Source organism: Rhodospirillaceae bacterium (assembly GCA_018662005.1).
Classification (GTDB): Bacteria; Pseudomonadota; Alphaproteobacteria; order Rhodospirillales; family JABHCV01; genus JACNJU01.
This window is the reverse complement of record JABJHA010000037.1, coordinates 1-19,217: the sequence shown is the minus strand read 5'-3', so window position 1 is coordinate 19,217 and position 19,217 is coordinate 1. Positions and strand designations below refer to the sequence as shown.

At 51.8% G+C, this 19,217-nt stretch carries 18 protein-coding genes; 8 read left to right on the top strand and 10 right to left on the bottom strand.

Going from position 1 to position 19,217, the window contains the following annotated elements; genetic code table 11:
- Window positions 1-2 precede the first annotated feature (2 nt).
- The 4 genes from HOL66_14180 (at window position 3) to HOL66_14165 (ending at window position 5,425) form a co-directional block, all read left to right on the top strand.
- Window positions 3-1,388 (top strand): TolC family protein, encoded by a 1,386-nt coding sequence (locus HOL66_14180; GenBank protein MBT5245380.1) that lies wholly within the window; start codon window positions 3-5, stop codon window positions 1,386-1,388.
- Window positions 1,388-1,921: a biotin/lipoyl-binding protein gene (locus tag HOL66_14175; protein ID MBT5245379.1), complete on the top strand. Its 534-nt coding sequence runs from the start codon at window positions 1,388-1,390 to the stop codon at window positions 1,919-1,921. The genes HOL66_14180 and HOL66_14175 overlap by 1 nt, the downstream gene beginning before the upstream one ends.
- A 98-nt stretch (window positions 1,922-2,019) precedes the next feature.
- A complete protein-coding gene (gene parC / locus HOL66_14170; GenBank protein MBT5245378.1) occupies window positions 2,020-4,248 on the top strand; it encodes a DNA topoisomerase IV subunit A in 2,229 nt (742 codons plus the stop codon).
- A 238-nt stretch (window positions 4,249-4,486) separates the two neighbouring features.
- Complete coding sequence (locus HOL66_14165; GenBank protein ID MBT5245377.1) at window positions 4,487-5,425, top strand: hypothetical protein; 939 nt, start codon at window positions 4,487-4,489, stop codon at window positions 5,423-5,425.
- Between the two features lie 65 nt (window positions 5,426-5,490).
- Here the strand turns inward: HOL66_14165 and HOL66_14160 are convergent, their stop codons facing one another.
- The 6 genes from HOL66_14160 to motA all read right to left on the bottom strand — a co-directional run bounded on the left by HOL66_14160 (window position 5,491) and on the right by motA (window position 13,223).
- Window positions 5,491-8,136 carry a TRAP transporter large permease subunit gene (locus HOL66_14160; GenBank protein MBT5245376.1) on the bottom strand — a complete coding sequence of 882 codons (2,646 nt, stop codon included), beginning with the start codon at window positions 8,134-8,136 and terminating at the stop codon, window positions 5,491-5,493.
- An 8-nt stretch (window positions 8,137-8,144) separates the two neighbouring features.
- Window positions 8,145-9,149 (bottom strand): TRAP transporter small permease subunit, encoded by a 1,005-nt coding sequence (locus HOL66_14155; GenBank protein MBT5245375.1) that lies wholly within the window; start codon window positions 9,147-9,149, stop codon window positions 8,145-8,147.
- A 192-nt stretch (window positions 9,150-9,341) separates the two neighbouring features.
- Window positions 9,342-10,439 (bottom strand): TRAP transporter substrate-binding protein, encoded by a 1,098-nt coding sequence (locus HOL66_14150; GenBank protein ID MBT5245374.1) that lies wholly within the window; start codon window positions 10,437-10,439, stop codon window positions 9,342-9,344.
- 135 nt (window positions 10,440-10,574) lie between these two features.
- On the bottom strand, window positions 10,575-11,333 hold the full coding sequence (locus HOL66_14145; protein MBT5245373.1) for an arginyltransferase: 759 nt from the start codon (window positions 11,331-11,333) through the stop codon (window positions 10,575-10,577).
- A 9-nt stretch (window positions 11,334-11,342) separates the two neighbouring features.
- Window positions 11,343-12,365, bottom strand: coding sequence for a flagellar motor protein MotB (gene motB, locus HOL66_14140; protein ID MBT5245372.1), 1,023 nt, complete (start codon window positions 12,363-12,365; stop codon window positions 11,343-11,345).
- A gap of 3 nt (window positions 12,366-12,368) precedes the next feature.
- Window positions 12,369-13,223, bottom strand: a complete 855-nt coding sequence (gene motA / locus HOL66_14135; GenBank protein MBT5245371.1) for a flagellar motor stator protein MotA — start codon at window positions 13,221-13,223, stop codon at window positions 12,369-12,371.
- A gap of 224 nt (window positions 13,224-13,447) precedes the next feature.
- On the opposite strand from motA, the gene HOL66_14130 reads away from it, so the two are divergent.
- Window positions 13,448-13,924, top strand: a complete 477-nt coding sequence (locus HOL66_14130; protein MBT5245370.1) for a flavin reductase family protein — start codon at window positions 13,448-13,450, stop codon at window positions 13,922-13,924.
- Window positions 13,925-13,932: 8 nt separating this feature from the next.
- Window positions 13,933-14,721, top strand: a complete 789-nt coding sequence (locus HOL66_14125) for a class I SAM-dependent methyltransferase (GenBank protein MBT5245369.1) — start codon at window positions 13,933-13,935, stop codon at window positions 14,719-14,721.
- On the opposite strand, the gene HOL66_14120 is transcribed toward HOL66_14125, so the two are convergent.
- Both HOL66_14120 and HOL66_14115 read right to left on the bottom strand, forming a co-directional pair.
- The gene (locus tag HOL66_14120) at window positions 14,718-15,875 is read right to left on the bottom strand and encodes a CoA transferase (protein MBT5245368.1); all 1,158 of its coding nucleotides are present in this window, start codon (window positions 15,873-15,875) and stop codon (window positions 14,718-14,720) included. The genes HOL66_14125 and HOL66_14120 overlap by 4 nt on opposite strands.
- Window positions 15,876-15,879: 4 nt before the next feature.
- On the bottom strand, window positions 15,880-16,512 hold the full coding sequence (locus tag HOL66_14115) for a BON domain-containing protein (GenBank protein MBT5245367.1): 633 nt from the start codon (window positions 16,510-16,512) through the stop codon (window positions 15,880-15,882).
- Window positions 16,513-16,625: 113 nt separating this feature from the next.
- Here HOL66_14115 and HOL66_14110 point away from each other — a divergent pair, with 113 nt between their 5' ends.
- Both HOL66_14110 and HOL66_14105 read left to right on the top strand, forming a co-directional pair.
- Entirely contained in the window at window positions 16,626-17,492 is an 867-nt protein-coding gene (locus HOL66_14110) for an alpha/beta hydrolase (GenBank protein MBT5245366.1), read from the top strand.
- Window positions 17,493-17,596: 104 nt separating this feature from the next.
- Window positions 17,597-18,085, top strand: coding sequence for a chemotaxis protein CheW (locus HOL66_14105; GenBank protein MBT5245365.1), 489 nt, complete (start codon window positions 17,597-17,599; stop codon window positions 18,083-18,085).
- Window positions 18,086-18,135: 50 nt separating this feature from the next.
- Here the strand turns inward: HOL66_14105 and HOL66_14100 are convergent, their stop codons facing one another.
- Both HOL66_14100 and HOL66_14095 read right to left on the bottom strand, forming a co-directional pair.
- Window positions 18,136-18,456 (bottom strand): hypothetical protein, encoded by a 321-nt coding sequence (locus HOL66_14100; protein MBT5245364.1) that lies wholly within the window; start codon window positions 18,454-18,456, stop codon window positions 18,136-18,138.
- A partial coding sequence (locus HOL66_14095) for a chemotaxis protein (protein ID MBT5245363.1) occupies window positions 18,453-19,217 on the bottom strand: 765 nt, incomplete at its 5' end. The genes HOL66_14095 and HOL66_14100, both read right to left, overlap by 4 nt.

Sequence of the window (19,217 nt, the reverse complement as noted above, 5' to 3'; positions counted from 1 at the left end):
CGATGAAATTATTCGGGTTCGTTGCTGCCTTTTTTTTCGCATGGATCAGTGTTTCCCACGCCCAGGAAGAAATCCCGGAACTGAACGTCCACCAGATTATCGAGCTCATTGAAAGCAACGGCAGTTACGCATTCGCCGCAGCTGCGGCTGATATTGATATCGCCCGGGCAAGGCGTGACCAGGCCAAGTCAGCTCTTTACCCCAGGCTGTCCCTTAACGCCACGGGTCAAGGTTACCAATCGACACAAAAGTGGCTTGAAGACAATGCCGAAATTTACGGTGGCCTGGAAGTTGTTCAGCCGATCTACGATTTCGGTAAATCAGGTGCCGCTATTGATGCCGCCGGTTCGGACGTGGAAGCCGCAGAAATGGCCTTGGTGAGCGCCCGTAATGCGGTCTTGCTTGAAGGCATGGCCTTGTTTTTTGAACTTCATGCTTCTGAATTGCAACTGCGCGCCTATAATGAAATTCATGCCTCGGCTTACGTGCGCTGGGACCGGGCTAAAGAACAGCTTGATCTGGGGCGGGCAAGCCCGTTAGACGTTGCCAAGGCGCTGGCGCTGGTCGAGAAAACCCGCCTTGATTATTACCGCGAACGCAGTCGTAACAACACCTTCCGCATTCGCCTGGAGGAATTGATCGCCCAGGAACTTCCCCAAGAGCTCATATCACCGCCGCCACCACCGCAAAAAGCGCCCATGGAAGTGGACCGGGAAGAATTCGCCCTTGTCGTTATCAAACGCAACCCGCAAACGGCGGCCTTGGTCAAACAGGTTCAGGCAACGCGTTTGCGTCGGGGCGGTGTTTCAAATTTTCCCAATCTTGAGGCCTTCGGTAACCTGGGTCATTCAAGTCGTGATATGCGTGGCCGTAACGAATATGCGCTTGGCGCACGATTATCATGGTCAATCTTTAATGGCGGTATTGAAAAAGCCGAGCGAAATCAGTTAGCGGCCGAGGAAAGTCGTTTCGGTGCCATGCTGGAAGTGAAACGTCGGCATTTGCGCAGACAGGCCTTTGCTGTCCTGATGGACCGTCACGATGCCTATCAAAGAGTGATTGCGGCCAGGGCAGGGCTGGATTATGCCCAGAAGAACCTGCTTCGACGTCAGCAATTGTATTCTCAGGAAAGGGTTGCTGATCTGGGACGGGCGATGATTGACAACTCAACGGCCGAGGCTGAATTGATCAGGGCAACCGGTGCCTATAATGTCGAAATGGCCCGTATCGCTGTCCTTCTGGGCCTTAATCCTGCTCAGGGGCTTGAGGATGGTTTGCTCGCTTCGGTGCTTGATGGACAAGCGGGACCTGCGGAAGATTTCGTCCCCAAGGGCGGCAGTGGTTTTGGTCAGGATGATCAGGACAAGGTGAACAGGAATATCGAATAATGAACTCCAAATTAAATGTCGTTTTGCGCCCATTGGCTCTCCTTTTATTGACACTGTTTTTGACATTGGGAGCCAACCCTGCCCAGGCCGTTGACAGAAAACTGTCTTTTGGTGTTTCCGGTGTCGTCATCGCGTTAAAAGTTAAAGTTGGCGACCACGTCAAGGCGGGGGACGTTTTGGCGATCCTTGACCCGACTGTCCATAAAGCCCGCAAGCGTTCCGCAGATGCCAATGCCAAGGCGAGCAAACTCATTGTTGAATTGGCGGAAGTAAAACTGACCCAAATGCGGGACCTGTTTGATGCGCTTTCGACCTCGCAAGAAGAGGTTGAAAAGGCTGAAATTGCTCATGCCCATGCCTTTGCGACGTATGAGAAAGCGCGCTCACGTGCCGAAATTACAGGGTGGCGATTGCACAATACGGCCCTCAAAAGCCCCTTTTCCGGAACGGTGACAGACGTTGCCGGTTATCCCGGAATGGTCATCAATAAATTCGCCGGAACCCAAACAGTGGTGATCGTTAATGACAAATAAGGCGTTTTTTTTAAACACGACAGTTTGACGATTTAGTCCTATCGGGTACTATATGTGGTAGATTTCACCACAATGCGGACCATCTTTTAGGACATTCCATGAGCAAGATCGCCCCGATCGGGGAAATTCGTGACACCCGACTCGCCGATGCTCTCGGCGAACGTTATTTGAGCTATGCGCTTTCGACCATCATGTCGCGCTCACTGCCTGATGTACGTGACGGTCTGAAACCGGTTCACCGCCGACTGCTTTACGCCATGCGCCAGTTAAAACTGGACCCGGCTTCCGGTTTCAAGAAATGCGCCCGCGTCGTTGGTGATGTGATGGGTAAATATCATCCGCACGGCGATGTCGCCATTTATGACACGTTGGTCCGTCTGGCCCAGGATTTTTCCGTGCGCTATCCCCTGATCGACGGGCAGGGTAATTTTGGCAATGTCGATGGCGATAACGCGGCGGCCATGCGCTACACGGAATCGCGGATGACGACGGCGGCCACGGCCCTGCTGGACGGCATTGATGAGGACGCCGTTGATTTTCGTGATACCTATGACGGCGAGGATTCCGAACCTGTCGTTCTACCCGCCCGTATTCCCAATTTGCTGGCTAACGGATCGGCCGGAATCGCCGTTGGCATGGCGACCTCCATTGCTCCTCATAACATAGACGAGCTGGCGACGGCGCTGGCCCACATGATCAAGTTTCCCAATGTCACATTCGATAAGCTGGTTGATCTGATCCCCGGGCCGGATTTTCCGACCGGCGGTGAACTGGTCGAGCCGCGCGAGGCTATCGTCGAGTCCTATCGGACCGGGCGCGGCGGCTTTCGGTTGCGTGCACGCTGGAAAAAAGAAAAGCTCAGCCATGGTCTTTATCAGATCGTTGTCACTGAAATTCCCTATCAGGTTCAAAAATCCAGACTGATAGAAAAAATTGCTGAACTGATGAACTTGCGAAAATTACCCATGCTGGCCGATATTCGAGACGAATCAACGGACGAGTTACGCATCGTTCTGGAGCCTAAAAACCGCACGGTTGAACCGGCCATGTTGATGGAACACCTGTTCAAGCAAACCGATATGGAAACCCGCTTTGGCCTGAACATGAATGTGCTGGACGCCCAGGGCGTGCCGCGGGTGATGAACTTGCGTGAAGTCCTGCAGGCGTTTCTCGATCATCGTCATGATGTTCTGGTCCGCCGTTCCGAATTCCGTCTGGGCAAAATTGAGCACCGGCTTGAAATTCTGGGCGGCTTCCTGGCTGCTTTTCTCAATTTGGATGAGGTGATCCGCATTATCCGCGAGGAGGATGACGCCAAGTCTTCATTGATCAAGGCTTTCGAGTTAAGCGAAATCCAGGCCGAGGCGATCCTCAACATGCGCTTGCGCCAATTGCGCAAGCTTGAGGAAATCGAAATCCAGAAAGAAAACATAAAGCTGAGTGCTGAGAAAAAAGAAATCCAATCCCTGCTTAAGGATGAAAAGGCACGCTGGAAGGTGATCGCCGGGGAAATATCCGAAATCAAAAAGCAATTTGGTGCCAAGACCGACATTGGCAAACGCCGTACCGTCATTGGTGCGCCACCAAGTGCGGTCATTGTCCCGCTGGAAGCGATGATTGAACGCGAGCCGATTACCGTGGTCTGTTCCGCCAAGGGCTGGATCAGGGCTATCAAAGGTCACGCTGATGACGGCGGTGACCTGAAATACAAGGAAGGAGACGACGGCAAGTTCTTCCTGCACGCCCAAACCACCGACAAGTTGCTCGTCTTCGCCACCAATGGCCGCTTTTACACCATCGGCTGTGACAAGTTGCCCGGTGGCCGTGGTCATGGGGAGCCGCTGCGGCTGATGATCGATCTTGGCAACGAAGATGAACTGGTCGCCATGTTCGTCCATGCACCGGACCGGCGCTTGCTGGTTGTTTCAGATGCAGGGCGCGGTTTCATCGTTGGCGAGAACGATGTGATAGCCCAGACCAAGAACGGCAAGCTGGTTCTGAATTTGAGCCCGGATGAGGAGGGCACGGTGGCCGCCATCGTCGAGAAGGATGCCGATCACGTCGCCGCCGTTGGCCAGAACCGTAAGCTGCTGGTTTTCCCGATTGATGAGTTGCCGGAAATGACCCGCGGACGCGGCAACATTCTGCAACGCTTCGCCAAGGGCGGTCTCGCCGACGCCAAAACCTTCAAACTGGCCGATGGACTAAGCTGGAAAACCGGCGAACGAACCCGCACCGAACCCGATATCAAGACCTGGGTCGGTAAGCGCGCCGGGGCCGGACTAAAAGTCCCCCGCGGCTTCCCGACAACGGGCAGGTTTAGCTGAGAGTATTCTTGGCTAAACCCTACATTTTTTGGAATGCTATAAAGCTTAAAAACCTTGTTGATGCACTTTGAAGTAATAAGCTTTGGTATTTTCTCCAATTCATTTTACAGAAATGTAAATGCGAAATTGGATCGACAAAATTCTTTATAGATTGTTTTTATAATTCCTAAAGTTGATAATCACCGAGTCTGCATGTATAATTACGAGCGTGATAAAATGCTTGTAAAAGGTGATTATTATGGCCAAAAGCAGTACTTCAAAAAATCCACGTTCCGCCAAAACTCCCAAGAGCAAGACTTCTCAAAACGAATCGCAAAGTAGTAAAGCCGTAGCTAAAACGACTCACAAAAATGATGTCGATAAAGAAAAATTAAAAAAGCGAAACGATAGAAGATCTGACCGACGCGGAGTGTTGGATACCATACTAAAGTTTAAGAACTTTATTAGTTGCTCATTTGAGCCTGAAATCACCGACACTGAAATATTCGTTTGTTTTGCAGATGTTCGTGGTTTTACTGAATATTGCAGAAAATTACAGGTAGAAATGCAAGACAGGAAAGTTCAAAACTTTCTAAAATCATTTTCTAAAATCTTTAACCAGGGCTTACTTGACTGGTTCGTTGAACATACAGATGAAGAATTTCGAACCGTCCAGCAACGGAACCTGGATATCAAGGAACTGGTTATTCCTACCAGTTACAAGAATCTTGGTGATGGAGCTATGATGGTATGGGAAGTGCCACCATCTTTATCGTTAATTGATCAGGGAAACCTTGCCCAACAAATAATGCAAGTTGTGGAAAATATAGAGTGGCGCTTTAATATAAATTTCGTTGACTCACTATTGCCATACGAAATGGACGCTTATTCTCAACATGTTCAAGAGCTCAGGATCGGTTTTGGAGTAGCAAAAGGGCATGCTTGGCGGCTTGATTACGGCACAAATATTGACTACGCCGGGTCTGTACTTAATCTTGCGGCAAGACTAGAGTCATTAGCTCGTCCTGCTGGTGCAATCTATCACTTCGATATGTCTCCATGGTTATTCGAAAAACTCATGGATGCAGACACCGGCAATATATTAAAAATAAGTGGAATTAAAGGTTACAGCGGTTCACTAAAAGTTTATGCGGACGAGACAATTGATTTTACGCAACCGGGATTCAAAAGGTTATGAAAAAACCTTTGTTGTCACCAAGAAATGACGAAGAGTTAAAGAGCAAAGGTAGCGGCGTTCAAACCCTAGAAATCCAGAGAAATATCCCGGTGCACGGCCCTGCAGCTGGCGACTTCTGTTGCCTGTTCGGGGCTTAGGCGTTCTTGCTGGCGCAGGCCGATGGTGTCGCGGATAACCATGTCATAGTCATTCAGGCCTGCCGCCAGTTCACTGGCCGCCCGTTTGCGCCATGTCACTTCCGAGGCGTAGGTGGCGAGAGCCTTGGTCAGTTCCTTGGCGGCTTTTTCAGGATTGGGCGTGTTGCCCCTGAATGCCCGCCTGACTTTGGAAAGCCCTGACCTGATCGGGTTTGCGCCCTTGATCGCGCCAAGGGATTTTTCGACAAGTTTTATGTCCTCGGCTGCTTCCTTATGGGGTTTGCTGGCAATGATCCCCACCAGCGCCTTGATCTGGCTTTCCATTGCCGCCAGGGCGTCGGCGTCGGCGATGATTTTTATCACTTCGGCAAGCGGCTCATAGGCATCATCAACAGTGCGGCGGTACTTCCTGCGTGCGTCCTTGTTTGCCTTGGCCAGTTTCAGATAACCATCACGTGATGCTTTCCAGTTTTCCGGAATGGTTTTCTCAAGTTCGGCAACGGCGGCATTTATGGAGTCAATTTCCTGCTCCATTGCCCGACTGTCTCCGCCGGACTGTCTGCGCATCAGCTCTTGCTGCTTTTTGCTTGCGGCTTTCATACGGCGAATTTTTGCCTCAATATCACGAGCTTCACGGTGCAGGGGTGTGTAGTCGGGGATATAGGAGCTGAGCGCTGTATCTGCTTGGCGGACACGATCAACAAGGCTGAAAGTTTTTGTCGCCGCAACAAAACCTTCTTCAAGGGCGGTGCGCTGCTTCGGGGGAAGATAGCTGATATCGAGGGTTTGAGCTGCCGCAAAGGCGCTCTTCAACGCTTCACCCTTAACGTCATATTGGGCAAAGAGCATTTCCTCGACACACAACTGCAAGCGGGGATTACGCGGTGGTGGCGCGGTTTCTGAGGTTAAATTGACCCGGTTGGGAAGGTAATTCACCAGCGACGGGAACACGCCAACAATTGCCAGACCTGCAAGTTGCAGCAAAATGAAGGGGATGACGCCCTTGTACATCTGAATAGTGCGAACCGTCGCCGGGGCAACGCCGCGAAGATAGAAAAGGGCAAAACCGAAAGGTGGCGTTAAGAACGAGGTTTGCATGTTGACCCCGATCATCACACCAAGCCAGACACCGGTGACGTTGGCCGATGTATCGGCGAGTAGGATCGGGGCGATAATCGGCACCACGACGACGGCGATTTCAATGAAATCAAGAAAGAAACCAAGCAGGAAAATAACAAACATGACGACAAGAAATTTGGTGATAAAACCGCCCGGCAACCCGTTCAGGAAGTGCTTGACCAGTTCTTCTCCGCCAAAGGCGCGGAACGCCGCTGTCAGCATGGCGGCCCCCAGCAGAATAATGAACACCAGCGACGTCGTCTTTGCCGTCTCAATCATCACACCGCCCAGGGTGTCATTGATGGTGTAAGTGCGCCATGCCGTCCAGCCGATGGCAAACAGGAAAACAGTAACAGCCGCTAATGCCAGGAAGATGACGACGACGTCTTCGGTGGTTTTTGCCGCCTTGATGTTGATATCGAAGTTGTTGAGCAACAATCCGATAATCACGACCGAGATGATGGCCATAATGGCCGGTGTGAAGGCCCCCTTTTTGCCATCCATCAACCGGTATCCAGCCATCACCATGGCGCCAACGGCGCCAATGGCGCCGGCCTGGTTGACCGTGGCGACGCCAAGAACAATCGAGCCCAGAACAACAAAAATAAGCGTCAGCGGTGGCACCAGTGACAAAACTACCCGCTTGTAGAATTCACGGTCGTACTTCCCCTTGTAGGGAACCGGCGGGGCGGCCTTTGGCTTGATAAGGGCATAAATCAGGATGTAAGCCATGTACAGGCCGACCAGAACCAGCCCGGGGAACAGTGCGCCCAGGAACATTTCCCCGGCGCTGGTTGATGTCAGGCCGAATTCCGCCGGCATGGACGATGAGCCAGTGGTGTCCATGAATTCCTGCTTGCGAAGCGTGCCGGCGCGGTCAGTAGCGCTGGACAGCTGATCGGCCAGAATAATCAGGACAATAGACGGCGGGATAATTTGCCCCAGCGTTCCCGAAGCGGCGATGGTACCCGTAGCCAAGGGAACGTTGTAATTATTACGCAGCATCACCGGCAGGGAAATCAGCCCCATGGCGATCACTGTCGCGCCAACGATGCCGGTCGTGGCGGCCAGCAAGGCGCCAACAAAAACCACAGAAATTCCAAGTCCACCCGGAACCGGCCCGAACAACTGGGCCATGGCGATCAACAGGTCTTCGGCGATTTTCGAGCGCTGCAGCATGATGCCCATGAAAACAAACAGCGGAATGGCGATCAGGGTGTCGCGTTCGACCTCGAAATAAATCCCCCGGAAATTGGTGATGGCGGCATTGATCCATTGCATGGGGCCGCCCTGGGCGAAGAAAGCACCGGCATCACCGGCAAACAGATAACCGAATAATGACGCCGCACCGATTGTGATAATGGCCGAGCCGGGCAGGGCAAAGGCAACGGGGAATCCTGAAGCCAGGGCAGAAATCAGCAGAATAACCAGCAGCAAGAGAAAAATGACTTCCATGGTTTCTTTTAAGCCTTCTGCTCGTTTGGTTCGAGGGCATCTAAAAGCACGGAGCCACTGTTCATGTTATCAATCGGCTTTTCTTTTTTGGGTGGCTGGGGTTCGCCTATTAGAATGGAGGCGTTGCTCAAAAAATAACCGATAAACTGCACCATCATTGAGACCGCGTAGATCATCAGGAAACCCGCCATCAGGTATTTGACGAACATACCGTAGCCATTCTGGGTCACTTCGTAACTGAGGAGCGGAGCATTAATCAGGTTGGATTTACCCCACATGCCAAAAATCAAAATAATCCAGCACACCGGTAATCCTAAAATCAGCGAGCCAATGGCGTTGGACCAGGCCTTGCCTCGATCACTGAAGCTCGTATACAAAATATCAACACGTACATGGCCTTCCTCGATCAGGGTGTAGGCGCTGGCAAACAGGAACAGGCCGGCGTACCAAAAACGCACCAGATCACCCATGAAAGCCTGCTCGTAGGAAAAGACAAAGCGGGTGATAACGATCAGCAACTCAGCCAGGACAATTAAAAACGCCAACCAGATAAAGCCCAGTGAACGGGTGAACAGGCCGATGATGAAGCCAATCGCAATCAGGGGATAATGAATGTGGATGCCCCGGTAACTGGCCCGTCCCAGCTCCTTGGTCATTTCCAGGCCGAACATCTGTTCCATAAAATCTTCAACCCTGAGAAATGAAATGGTGATATCGGCAATACCAATGAGCAAGATAGACCAAAAGGCAGAGCGAACGATGTAGGCAGCCAGGAACGCCATGGTCTCTGAATCCGCAAGCATGGAGCGTGAACGGGTCATCATGACAAAGACAATGCTGGCCACAATTGAACCTGAATAGATAAAGAACTGCAACCAGCCCAGGGTTAATCTCGTACCCTCAAGTGGCGATTTTGGCGGTTCCATCCCCAATAGGCCATAATGGGCGAACAGGACATCAACCCCTGGCCAACCTTGCCAGAAAATCAGAAAATTATTAAAAATAAACAGCAGACAAAATGCTATCGCGACGTATGCCAGAGCGCGCAAGCCCAAGGCTGTCGGCTTTATTTCATAAGCAACTGAATTGTCAGATAACGCTGTCATAAATGAATGGTCGTTATTGAAATTTGCAAAGGATAGATAGCGTAAAGCGGAGCCCTTGTTTTATGGGCTCCGCTTTCGCATGGTCTTGGCAGTCTCGACTTAAACGCCGAGGACGCGGTTACGTTGGGCCACATAGGCCTGATCGGAAATTTTCGACCAGGCACCCAGATCTTTACGGGCTGCCAGGAAACTTTCGTGAATTTCACCAGCAAGCGGGCTGTGTGAACGAACGGTTTCAAATACTTCAGCCGCGGCAACGCCGAAGCTGTCATAGACGTCATCGTTGAATTCACGCAGCTTGACGCCCTGGTTCTGGACCAGATCGGCAAGTGCTTCACCACTTTTGGCGTTGTATTCAGCCATCATGACATCATTTTCCATGGAGGCGGCAGCTTCGATGATGGTTTGATCCGTCTTCGAAAGGGTACCCCACCAGGAAGCATTCATGCCCAGGGCCAACGTCGAGCCGGGTTCATGCATACCGGGGAAGTAGTAGTATTTGGCCGCTTCGTAGAACTTCATAAAGCGATCATTCCAGGGACCAACCCACTCGGTCGCGTCAATGGCGCCGGAAACCAGGTTTTCATAAATCTGACCACCGGGAATTGAAACAGGTGAGGCGCCCAATTTGGCCAGCACGTCGCCGCCCAGACCGGGAATACGCATTTTCAGGCCCTTGAAATCGTCGGCTGAATTGATTTCCTTGTTGAACCAACCGCCCATCTGGACACCGGTGTTACCGGCCATCAGGTTTTTCAGGCCAAATTTACCGGCCAGTTTGTCCCACAATTGCTGGCCGCCACCGAAGCGGATCCAGGCATTCATTTCTGTGTAGGTGAGGCCGAAGGGAACGGCGGTAAAGTAGGCCCAACCCAGATGCTTGCCTTTCCAGTAGTAATCGGCGGCATGATAAGCCTGTGCATTACCCGATGCGACTTCATCAAAGGAGTCAAAGGCGCCAACACGTTCTTTGGCGGCGAAGTACTGCACATTGATGCGGCCTTCGGTCATGTCATTGATACGCTGGGCAAGACGCTGGGCGCCGGTGCCGAGGCCGGGGAAATCCCGTGGCCAGGTAGCAACCATAACCATATCAATGCGTGATTGCGCGATGGCGGGTGCAGCCAACGTCGAGGCTGCTGCGGCACCTGCAACGCCAGCAACACTGGCTTTTTTCAAAAATTCTCTACGTTTCATGGAAATAAATCCTCCCTGGAATTTGACAAATTATTGGTTTTAAACTTCGAGCTTTGGTTCTTGCCAAAGTTAAGAATTTAAAATGCCCGATTGTGCCGCTCACTTCAATAAACTTATACCTTTTTACATATTATATTATTCTGAAGGCTCTTGATCCTGCTTGCTTTGTGGCACTTGCCAGCCATTGGAGGAATACATCTCAAGGGGCTGGAAACTTGTTTTATAAGACATCTTTCGGCAGCCATCGATCCAGAAGCCCAAATAGACATAGCGTAACCCCTGTGCACGGGCGTGCTGAGCAAGCCACAAAATCATATATGTACCAAGGCTTCTGCGTGTTTCCATGTCAGTGTCGAAGAAGCTGTAAACGGCAGATAATCCGTCGCTGAGCTTATCGATCAAAATAACGCCTACCAGTCTGTTTTCGTGGCGGAATTCGACCAGCGCCGTATCAATGATGTTTTCTTCGACAAGGGATTGATAATCGGAAAAATCCATACTTTCCATGTCGCCACCGGCGTGACGCGAATTTTGATAGGTCGTAAACAGTGCAAACTGTTCTTCATTAGCGAGGGGGGCGACTTCAATCACTTCAAGTTCAGAATTGCGGGACAGTATTTTGCGCTGGGTGCGTGAAGGTGTGAACTGGTCGGCGAGAATTCTGACGGCAACGCAATCATCACAACCGGGACAGGCCGGGGCGTAGGCGATGCCGTGCGAACGCCTGTATCCGGCGCGAGTCAGGGTTTCATGCAGGGGTTGGGCGTGACCGCCGCCAAGTTCGGTTATAACGCGACGCTCGACCCTGTCGGCAAAATACGGGCAAGGCAAAGGGGCGGTGGTGAAGAAGTAATGGGTGCCACTTGTCGGGGCCAGTAGGCGGCTATGACGCATGTCGGTGACCTATTGCTGAGTTTCCTCATCATCAAACAATGGACTGCTCTCAGGCTGTTCATCTTCCGCAGCAGCGTTATCAGGTGCCGCAATGGGTGCGACGATTGGGGTAGAAGCTGCGGGTTGTTCCTGAGTGCTCTCTTGAGTTTGCTGGGGTACAGGCTGGATACCGGTGCCGCGCAAAAGGACGATGGACAGGCGGCGGTTGCGAGCATTCTTGGGGTCATCGGGCATCAGGGGTTCGGTATCGGCGCGACCGACGACCCGGGCGACTCTATTTTCATCGACGCCCAATCCTTTTAAGACCCGGCGGGCATTATTGGCCCGGTCAGCTGACAGTTCCCAGTTGCTAAAACCATCGTTCCTGACGAAAGGTACCGCGTCCGTATGACCTGAAATGGCAATGTTTTGCGGCATTTCCAAAATCACCTGGGCGACAAGTTCAAGCACCTTTTGGGCATGAAGGTACATATCTGATCCGCCACTGGGGAACATCGCCAGCCCCTCCTGATCAACCAGTTGAATGCGCAAGCCTTCAGGGGTGTTGTCGATCATCAGGCTTTCTGCCAGCTGTTTGAGCTGTGGCGCGGCCTGAATGGCTTCATTAAGAGCATCTTCGGCTTTGTCGAACTGGGCTTCTTCTTGTTGTTTTTGCAGTTCTTCAAGTTGTTGGGCCGAAGCCTCACCATCCTCGATATCCTTGATGTCAGCGGCCCCGATTTTTGGCGGTGGCAAATCGACGACAACACTGGGCCTTGAAGCGTCTTGTTCGGAGACACCTTCCTCGCCAATCGTCTTGCCGGCCAGGACGTCGCCGCTACCTGAAGTACTTGTTGAAGCCGTCGACGGTGCGAAGTAATTGCCGATGCCTTCGAGTTGTTCCTGGGTCACCGAATTGAGCAACCACATAAGCAGGAAAAAGGCCATCATCGCGGTCACGAAATCGGCGTAAGCGATTTTCCAGGCGCCACCGCCATGTCCACCACCGGACTTGTAGACTTTCTTGATGATAATGGGTTGTTGATCTGCCATGTGCTAACTCGGTAGTTCGCCAATCATTTCTTCGACTTCGGCAAACGTTGGCCGCACGCCTCCGGGAAGACTTTTACGGACGAATTCCACCGATACCTGCGGTGCATACCCCTGCATATGGGCTATCAGGCCAGCCTTGATGCAACTAAGGTATTTTGAATCGGCTTCAAAACTTGAGCCGACGGATTGGGCGATGGGGGCGAGGAAACCATAGGCGATAAGGATACCGGCAAACGTACCGACCAGCGCGCCGCCAATCAGGTGGCCCAGAACTTCGGGCGGTTCGGTGATCGACCCCATGGTGTGGATAACACCCAACACGGCGGCGACAATACCCAATGCCGGGGTTGCGTCGGCTAGTCCTTGAAGCGCTCCCGCGACGGCATGATCTTCATCATGGTGCAGGCCTAATTCAACATCAATGATTTCTGCGACTTCATGGGCGTTCGACGTGCCAAGGGTCAACATGCGTAAATAATCACATAGGAACTCAACGGCATGGTGATCTTCGATAAAGGTTGGAAAATTTTGAAACAGGGCGCTTTCATGGGGGTTTTCTACATGTGCTTCAAGGGCTAGGTCGCCTTTGCTTTTGGCAAGTTTGAAGACCGAATAAAGAACGCCGATAAGCTCCATATAATCGTCAGCCTTGTATGTCGGACCTTTTAGGAAGGTTCCCAATGCCCCAATTGAGCGTTTTAATACACCGGGATTGCCCGCCACGAACGCTCCCAGGGCGCCGCCGAAGATGATAAGAAATTCAAACGGCATCCAAAGCACGTCCAAATGACCGCCACCAGCCATGTAGACACCGATAACACTGCCTATAACGACAACATACCCAATTATTGCGAACATTTAGGCGAATCCCCCGGGTATCCGTTGCTCATTTTTATTCGTGTCTGGATGTTCTCGCATTTGCAGTCCGAAGGCTATAAGTTTCAAAAATATGTTTATACATTCAATTGTTTGCTGGCAGACAATAGACCAAGTTCGCCCATGGCTGGAACAGTTTTCAATCGAATACTGTGGTAAAGAAAAATGGCCCACCCGCACAAGGTAATTCTATCAGGAAAAAATACGTGAGCATCGATAAATTAACATTCCGAAAAGTTCTTGGCCGCTTTGCCACAGGTATCACCGTCGTAACCGGTAAATCCAAGGATAATATTGCCGTAGGGCTGACCGTCAACGCTTTTACATCCTTGTCGCTGGCGCCGCCACTGGTGCTTTTTTGTCTGGACAAGTCAACGGCCAGTATCCATGCCTTTAACAAAGGTGACGGTTTCGCCCTTAATATGCTGGACGAGGATCAGCAGGAACTGTCGGTTAAGTTTTCTTCTAAAATTGAGGACCGATTCGCAGGAGTGGAATTTGACACCTGGGATACGGGGGTGCCGATTCTGAGCGGTTGTCTGGCCAATCTTGAATGTATTATCGATGCCGTCCACGATGGTGGCGATCACCTGATTATCGTCGGGCGGGTTAATAGGATCGCACAAGTCGAGGAAGGCAAGCCCTTGCTTTATTTCGACGGTGCCTATGGCCGGATAGCCTGATCGCCACCATGGAACACCTGTCGAGCGCCCGCAGTTTCCTGAAAATGCCAGTGGTGATGCTGTTTGGTTCGCAATTCCTGGCAGCTGTCTCACTGTTTTTAGTGATTTTCCCAATTTATACCTCATTTAACGACACGATGCCGTCGCTACCGGTTATTTTTGCCGTTCAGGGTGTTGTCGCAGCCACGATCGGAATATTTTTTGGCTTGGCCAAATGGTGGACTGTGGTTCAGGTGGCGCTTCCCTTTGCCGCTTTTTATTCCGCCCATTTACAAATCCCCGCCTTTGTCTGGCTGCTGCTTTTTGGCCTGTGCGCCTTAATTTATTGGAACAGCGCCCGCGACGGAATTCCGCTTTACCTAAGCAATTCCACGACCTGGGCGGCTTTGGCGCAAGTGTTGCCTGAAAAAGAAGGCATCCGGATTATTGATCTGGGTGGCGGGGTTGGCGGTACGGCCCTGTATCTGGCCCGTAACAGACCGGACGCACAGATACTGTCCATGGAATCTGCCCCCATACCTGCGTTTATTTCAAAGCTTCGCTGGCAGTGGTGCGGCTTGAAAAATGTTGAAATGCGTTCGGAAAATTTCTGGAAAGAGAACCTGTCTGCCTATCAGGTCGTCTATGCGTTCCTGTCGCCGGTTCCCATGAGCCGTTTATACGAGAAAGTGAAGGCGGAAATGGAACCGGGAAGCCTGTTCATCAGTAATTCGTTCGACGTTGAGGACGTTCAGGCCGATGAAGTGCTTGAGCTGAACGACAACCGGCAAACGAAGCTCTATCTCTACCGAAATTAATCGTCTGTTTTTGACAGGTTGTCGATGATTGCCTGTCTGTTCGCGTCAAGGTCCGGGGCAGGGGTGCGGGTTGGCGGATCATCAAAAGCTGACATCTTGATCGGATTGCCGGCCATTTTTAACGAACCGGCGCTGACAATCATATTCCGGGCATTGACCTGCTGATCGGCAAGAACCTGATCGACACTGTTAATCGGTCCTGAAGGAACGCCTGCCTGTTCAAGAATATCCAGCCACTGGGCCACGGGTTTAACGCTCAGGGCCTTTTCCAACTCGTCTTTCAGGGCTGCATTGTGTTCGGTTCTTAATGGATTGCTTTCAAACAGCGGTTTTTTTGCCAAATCAGGCTGACCGATGACCTCGCACAAATTTGCAAAAAGGGTGTCGTTGCCAGCGGCGATGATCAAGTGGCCATCTGAGGCCTTGAAAGCGTCAAAAGGTGTGATCGACGGATGCCGCGCGCCGATGGGGCCCGGGGCTTCACCGGTGGCAGCGTAGCGGGCGATGGCGTTTTCCAGAATAGCAACCTGACAATCAAGCATGGAAACATCAATTTTTTGACCCCGGCCCGTTTGCTGACGATGAAAAAGTGCTGCATTGATGCCGATTGTGGTGAACAGACCTGCCGTAATATCGCCAACTGAGGTGCCAACGCGGGTCGGTTCGCCATCAGGGTGGCCGGTCAAACTCATCACCCCGCCCATACCCTGGACGACAAGATCGTAAGCCGGGCGCTTTGAGTAGGGACCGCTGTGACCAAAGCCGGACGCGGCAGCGTAAATAAGCCGTGGATATGTCCGGCTGAGCGTATCCCACCCGTAACCGAGTTTTTCCATGGTTCCCGGACGATAGTTCTCAACCAGAATGTCGGCTTCGGATAAAAGCTGCTCGAAGACCAGCTTGTCAGCATCATCTTTCAGGTTAAGGGCAATGCTTTCCTTGCCCCGGTTCAATGACATGAAATAGGCGGACTTTTGATCATCGTCCGAACCCATAAAAGGTCCGAAATGGCGGGCGTCGTCTCCCCCGGCAGGGGTTTCCACCTTAATCACCCGGGCGCCAAGATCAGCCAGCACCATGGTGCAATAAGGGCCCGCCAGAACCCGTGTCAGGTCGATAACCGTAATGCCCGATAAAGGACCTGTTGTTTTCATACTGTCAGGATACCGGCCTGATCTCGACAAAGCTTTTGACGTTTTTGACGCCCTTGGTGTCGCGAATAATGGCCAAGACCGTGTCCAGCTCTTCTTGTGAGCGGGCCCGGCCGATGATGTAAATGGTATTGATGACCGAACGCCAGCGGTAGTTGACCGAATGCACATCCTTGGCTGTAAGCAACTGCCCCTTGACCTTTGTTTCAAGCCAGTAGTCATTGACGGTCTGCTGGACGCCACCGCTTTCCGCACTGTCACGGCTTTCCGCCTGTTGGCGACGCTGGTCGCGTTCGCTGGTCGAAACAAGGCGGATTTCATTGTACAGGGTCTTAACCCGACTATCGGCGCTGGCCAGCGATAAAACCTTGTTGATGGTCTCGGTATTATCCAGCCCGCCGGTCAGCAACAGCCGTTGTTCCCAAACATCAATGCCGATATCAAGGGCAAGGTTTTTGTCTGTCTCAATCAGTTGTTTGAGCAGATAACTGGCGATTTTAAGATCGGTAATTTGGTTTTCGGTAATACGGTCTTCAAAAGCCGATTGGGCGGCTTCCTGCAGAATGGTCGGTGTGCAGGCGTTGAGCGAAAAACTTGCCAACAGAATTGCTGTGGCAAAGGCAATTTTTATTTTGCTCATGGTATGATTCCCCCGGACGGCTTGCATAAATAGATATAGAATCCCGTAATGATGTTTGATGTTCGCAAATAACAGACCTGCAAATCAACCGTTTCAAAAAGGCCGAAATTCAAGTGAGTGTTCAACATACAGAAGATGGCTTTCTAAGCCTTGGGCCGCACGGGTTTCACCGTGTAGCCTATTCCCTTTGGGGCGGTGCAGACGCTGAACGGACAGTTGTCTGTGTCCATGGGCTAACTCGTAACGGCAGGGATTTTGACTTTCTCGCTGCCGATCTTGCTGGATCGGACTGCCGGGTCGCTTGTCCCGATTTACCGGGCCGTGGCCATAGCCACTGGCTGGGCGAGCCAACTGATTACGCTCTTCCTGTGTACATGTCTGATATGACCGCGATGATCGCCCGTCTTGGGGTTGAGCAGGTTGACTGGGTCGGCACCTCTCTTGGCGGCTTGATCGGTCTGTCACTGGCTGCCCAGCCCAATTCACCGATCAGATCATTGGTCATCAATGATATCGGCCCCTTTGTTCCGGCAGAGGCCCTGAAACGGATTGCTGAATACGTTGGACATAACGAAACGTTTGCGAGTTATGAATCCCTGAAAACCTATTTAATGAATGTCCATTCAACCTTTGGCCCCTTAAACGACGAGCAATGGGATCACCTGTGCCATCATGGTGGCCGCGAGAACACAGACGGTTCCTGGCGTCTTCATTATGATCCGGCCATAGCCATTCCTTTCCGGCAGGCGGCGGCTCAGAACATTGACCTGTGGCCCCTATGGGAGCAAGTGAGCTGTCCGGTTCTGATCCTGCGAGGCGAGCAATCCGATGTCCTGCCACGCGACGTTGCTCACCAGATGCTGGAGAGGGGCCCGGCTGCTGAATTAATTGAATTTCCTGCTACAGGCCATGCTCCGTCATTGATGGTAGATGAGCAAATTGAAGCCATCAGAACCTGGCTTGATACTGTTAGTGGTTGAAATTTATCGATAAATGTTAAATTTTATGAGTGGGAATAACAAAAAAGCGACTATATTGATCACCAACAGATAGATTTTATTTATTTAGACTTTGGAGACGTGAAATGAACCAAGCTCTCGCAACGACGAGTGGTCACGATATTGATGCCATCGGCGGAGACAATCTCGAGAACTTTGTTACCTTTACAATAAAGGATCAGATGTTCGGCATCCCTGTCTTGCAGGTTCAGGATATTCTGACGCCAACGACCATTGCCTCGGTTCCGCTGGCCCCGCCAGAAGTAAAAGGTTCCATCAATCTGCGTGGACGTATTGTTACGGTCATCGATGTGCGTGTCCGCCTTGGTCTGGGCAAACAGGAAAATCCCAGTGAGAGCATGGGCGTTACCATTGAACATAATCACGAGCTTTACACATTGCTCGTCGATAAGGTAGGCGACGTCGTCGGCCTTGCCAGCGACCTTTATGAAAGCAATCCCGGCACCCTGGATTCACTATGGCGAGAATTCGCCAGCGGTGTTTTTCGGCTTGAAGGCAAGTTAATGGTGGTGCTGGATGTGGAGCGATTACTAGGAACCATGAAAGAAGTATAAAAAAAGGGCTCCATTATCTTTTTAGAGCTCCAGATGTAATTCCTACACCTTCAGGATCGTTTCTTCGATATTCGGCTTTCTAGGCAATCCCGAAATTCAACAAGCTCCTCAAAATCCAGGCGATCAAGAGTCTGCTGACATTTCTCGTTAAACATTAAGGATTGTCGGCAAGCCAACTGCTGCTCGTGCAGTTTAAAATTAAATAACCTTAAGGTATTGCTGTACTTATCAAGCCATTGACCAATGGTTGTTAGGTGAGGGCGGTTGCTGTTTAAGTGCAAGCGCACCGTCGCCGCCTGCCGGGAAAAGTATCCTAGCAGGCGGTTGGTGCGGTAAGTGCAAAAGTCATATAACTGGGCCATCAGGCTCAAGACTTTCTGACCTGATCCATGAACTTGTCGACCTCGACTTTCAGCAACTCGGATTGCTCGGAAAGCTCGTTGGCCGCACCGAGCACCTGCGAGGACGTCGAGCCCGCTTCACCGGCGGCCTGGGTGACACCCTGAATGTTGGATGATACCTCGCCGGTACCGGCTGCCGCCTGCTCAACATTGCGGGCGATTTCAGATGTCGCCGCACCCTGTTCTTCGACCGCCGCCGCAATCGCCGAAGCGATTTCGCTGATCTCGCCGATGGTCTTGGTGATGCCCTGAATGGCCTGAACGGAATCCTGGGTGGCGCTCTGGATGCCGTTGATCTGACCACCGATTTCCTCGGTCGCCTTGGCGGTTTGGTTGGCCAGGTTCTTAACCTCGGAGGCAACAACCGCAAAACCCTTGCCGGCGTCACCGGCGCGGGCCGCTTCAATGGTCGCGTTGAGGGCCAGCAGGTTGGTCTGATCGGCGATGTCGGTGATCATTTCGACAACTTCGCCAATTTTCTGGGCCGACATGGCCAAACCCTGGACCATCTCATCGGCCTTTTGGGCGGCACCCACCGCAGAGCCTGCGATTTCAGTCGACTGTTGAACCTGACGGCTGATCTCGCTAATCGACGAGGACAGTTCTTCGGCTGCCGAGGCTACCGTCTGAACGTTGGTCGAGGCTTCTTCGGAAGCCGCGGCCACCGCCGTCGCCTGGGTCGAGGTTTCTTCGGAAATTGCCGTCATCGACTGGGCCGAGGACTGCAATTC

What these genes read in the sequence shown, in the direction of transcription:
- HOL66_14180 (MBT5245380.1), top strand. Translation starts at nt 3, where the DNA reads ATGAAATTATTCGGGTTCGTTGCTGCCTTTTTTTTCGCATGGATCAGT.
- HOL66_14175 (MBT5245379.1), top strand. Translation starts at nt 1,388, where the DNA reads ATGAACTCCAAATTAAATGTCGTTTTGCGCCCATTGGCTCTCCTTTTA.
- parC (MBT5245378.1), top strand. Translation starts at nt 2,020, where the DNA reads ATGAGCAAGATCGCCCCGATCGGGGAAATTCGTGACACCCGACTCGCC.
- HOL66_14165 (MBT5245377.1), top strand. Translation starts at nt 4,487, where the DNA reads ATGGCCAAAAGCAGTACTTCAAAAAATCCACGTTCCGCCAAAACTCCC.
- HOL66_14160 (MBT5245376.1), bottom strand. Translation starts at nt 8,136, where the DNA reads ATGGAAGTCATTTTTCTCTTGCTGCTGGTTATTCTGCTGATTTCTGCC.
- HOL66_14150 (MBT5245374.1), bottom strand. Translation starts at nt 10,439, where the DNA reads ATGAAACGTAGAGAATTTTTGAAAAAAGCCAGTGTTGCTGGCGTTGCA.
- HOL66_14145 (MBT5245373.1), bottom strand. Translation starts at nt 11,333, where the DNA reads ATGCGTCATAGCCGCCTACTGGCCCCGACAAGTGGCACCCATTACTTC.
- motB (MBT5245372.1), bottom strand. Translation starts at nt 12,365, where the DNA reads ATGGCAGATCAACAACCCATTATCATCAAGAAAGTCTACAAGTCCGGT.
- motA (MBT5245371.1), bottom strand. Translation starts at nt 13,223, where the DNA reads ATGTTCGCAATAATTGGGTATGTTGTCGTTATAGGCAGTGTTATCGGT.
- HOL66_14125 (MBT5245369.1), top strand. Translation starts at nt 13,933, where the DNA reads ATGGAACACCTGTCGAGCGCCCGCAGTTTCCTGAAAATGCCAGTGGTG.
- HOL66_14120 (MBT5245368.1), bottom strand. Translation starts at nt 15,875, where the DNA reads ATGAAAACAACAGGTCCTTTATCGGGCATTACGGTTATCGACCTGACA.
- HOL66_14115 (MBT5245367.1), bottom strand. Translation starts at nt 16,512, where the DNA reads ATGAGCAAAATAAAAATTGCCTTTGCCACAGCAATTCTGTTGGCAAGT.
- HOL66_14105 (MBT5245365.1), top strand. Translation starts at nt 17,597, where the DNA reads ATGAACCAAGCTCTCGCAACGACGAGTGGTCACGATATTGATGCCATC.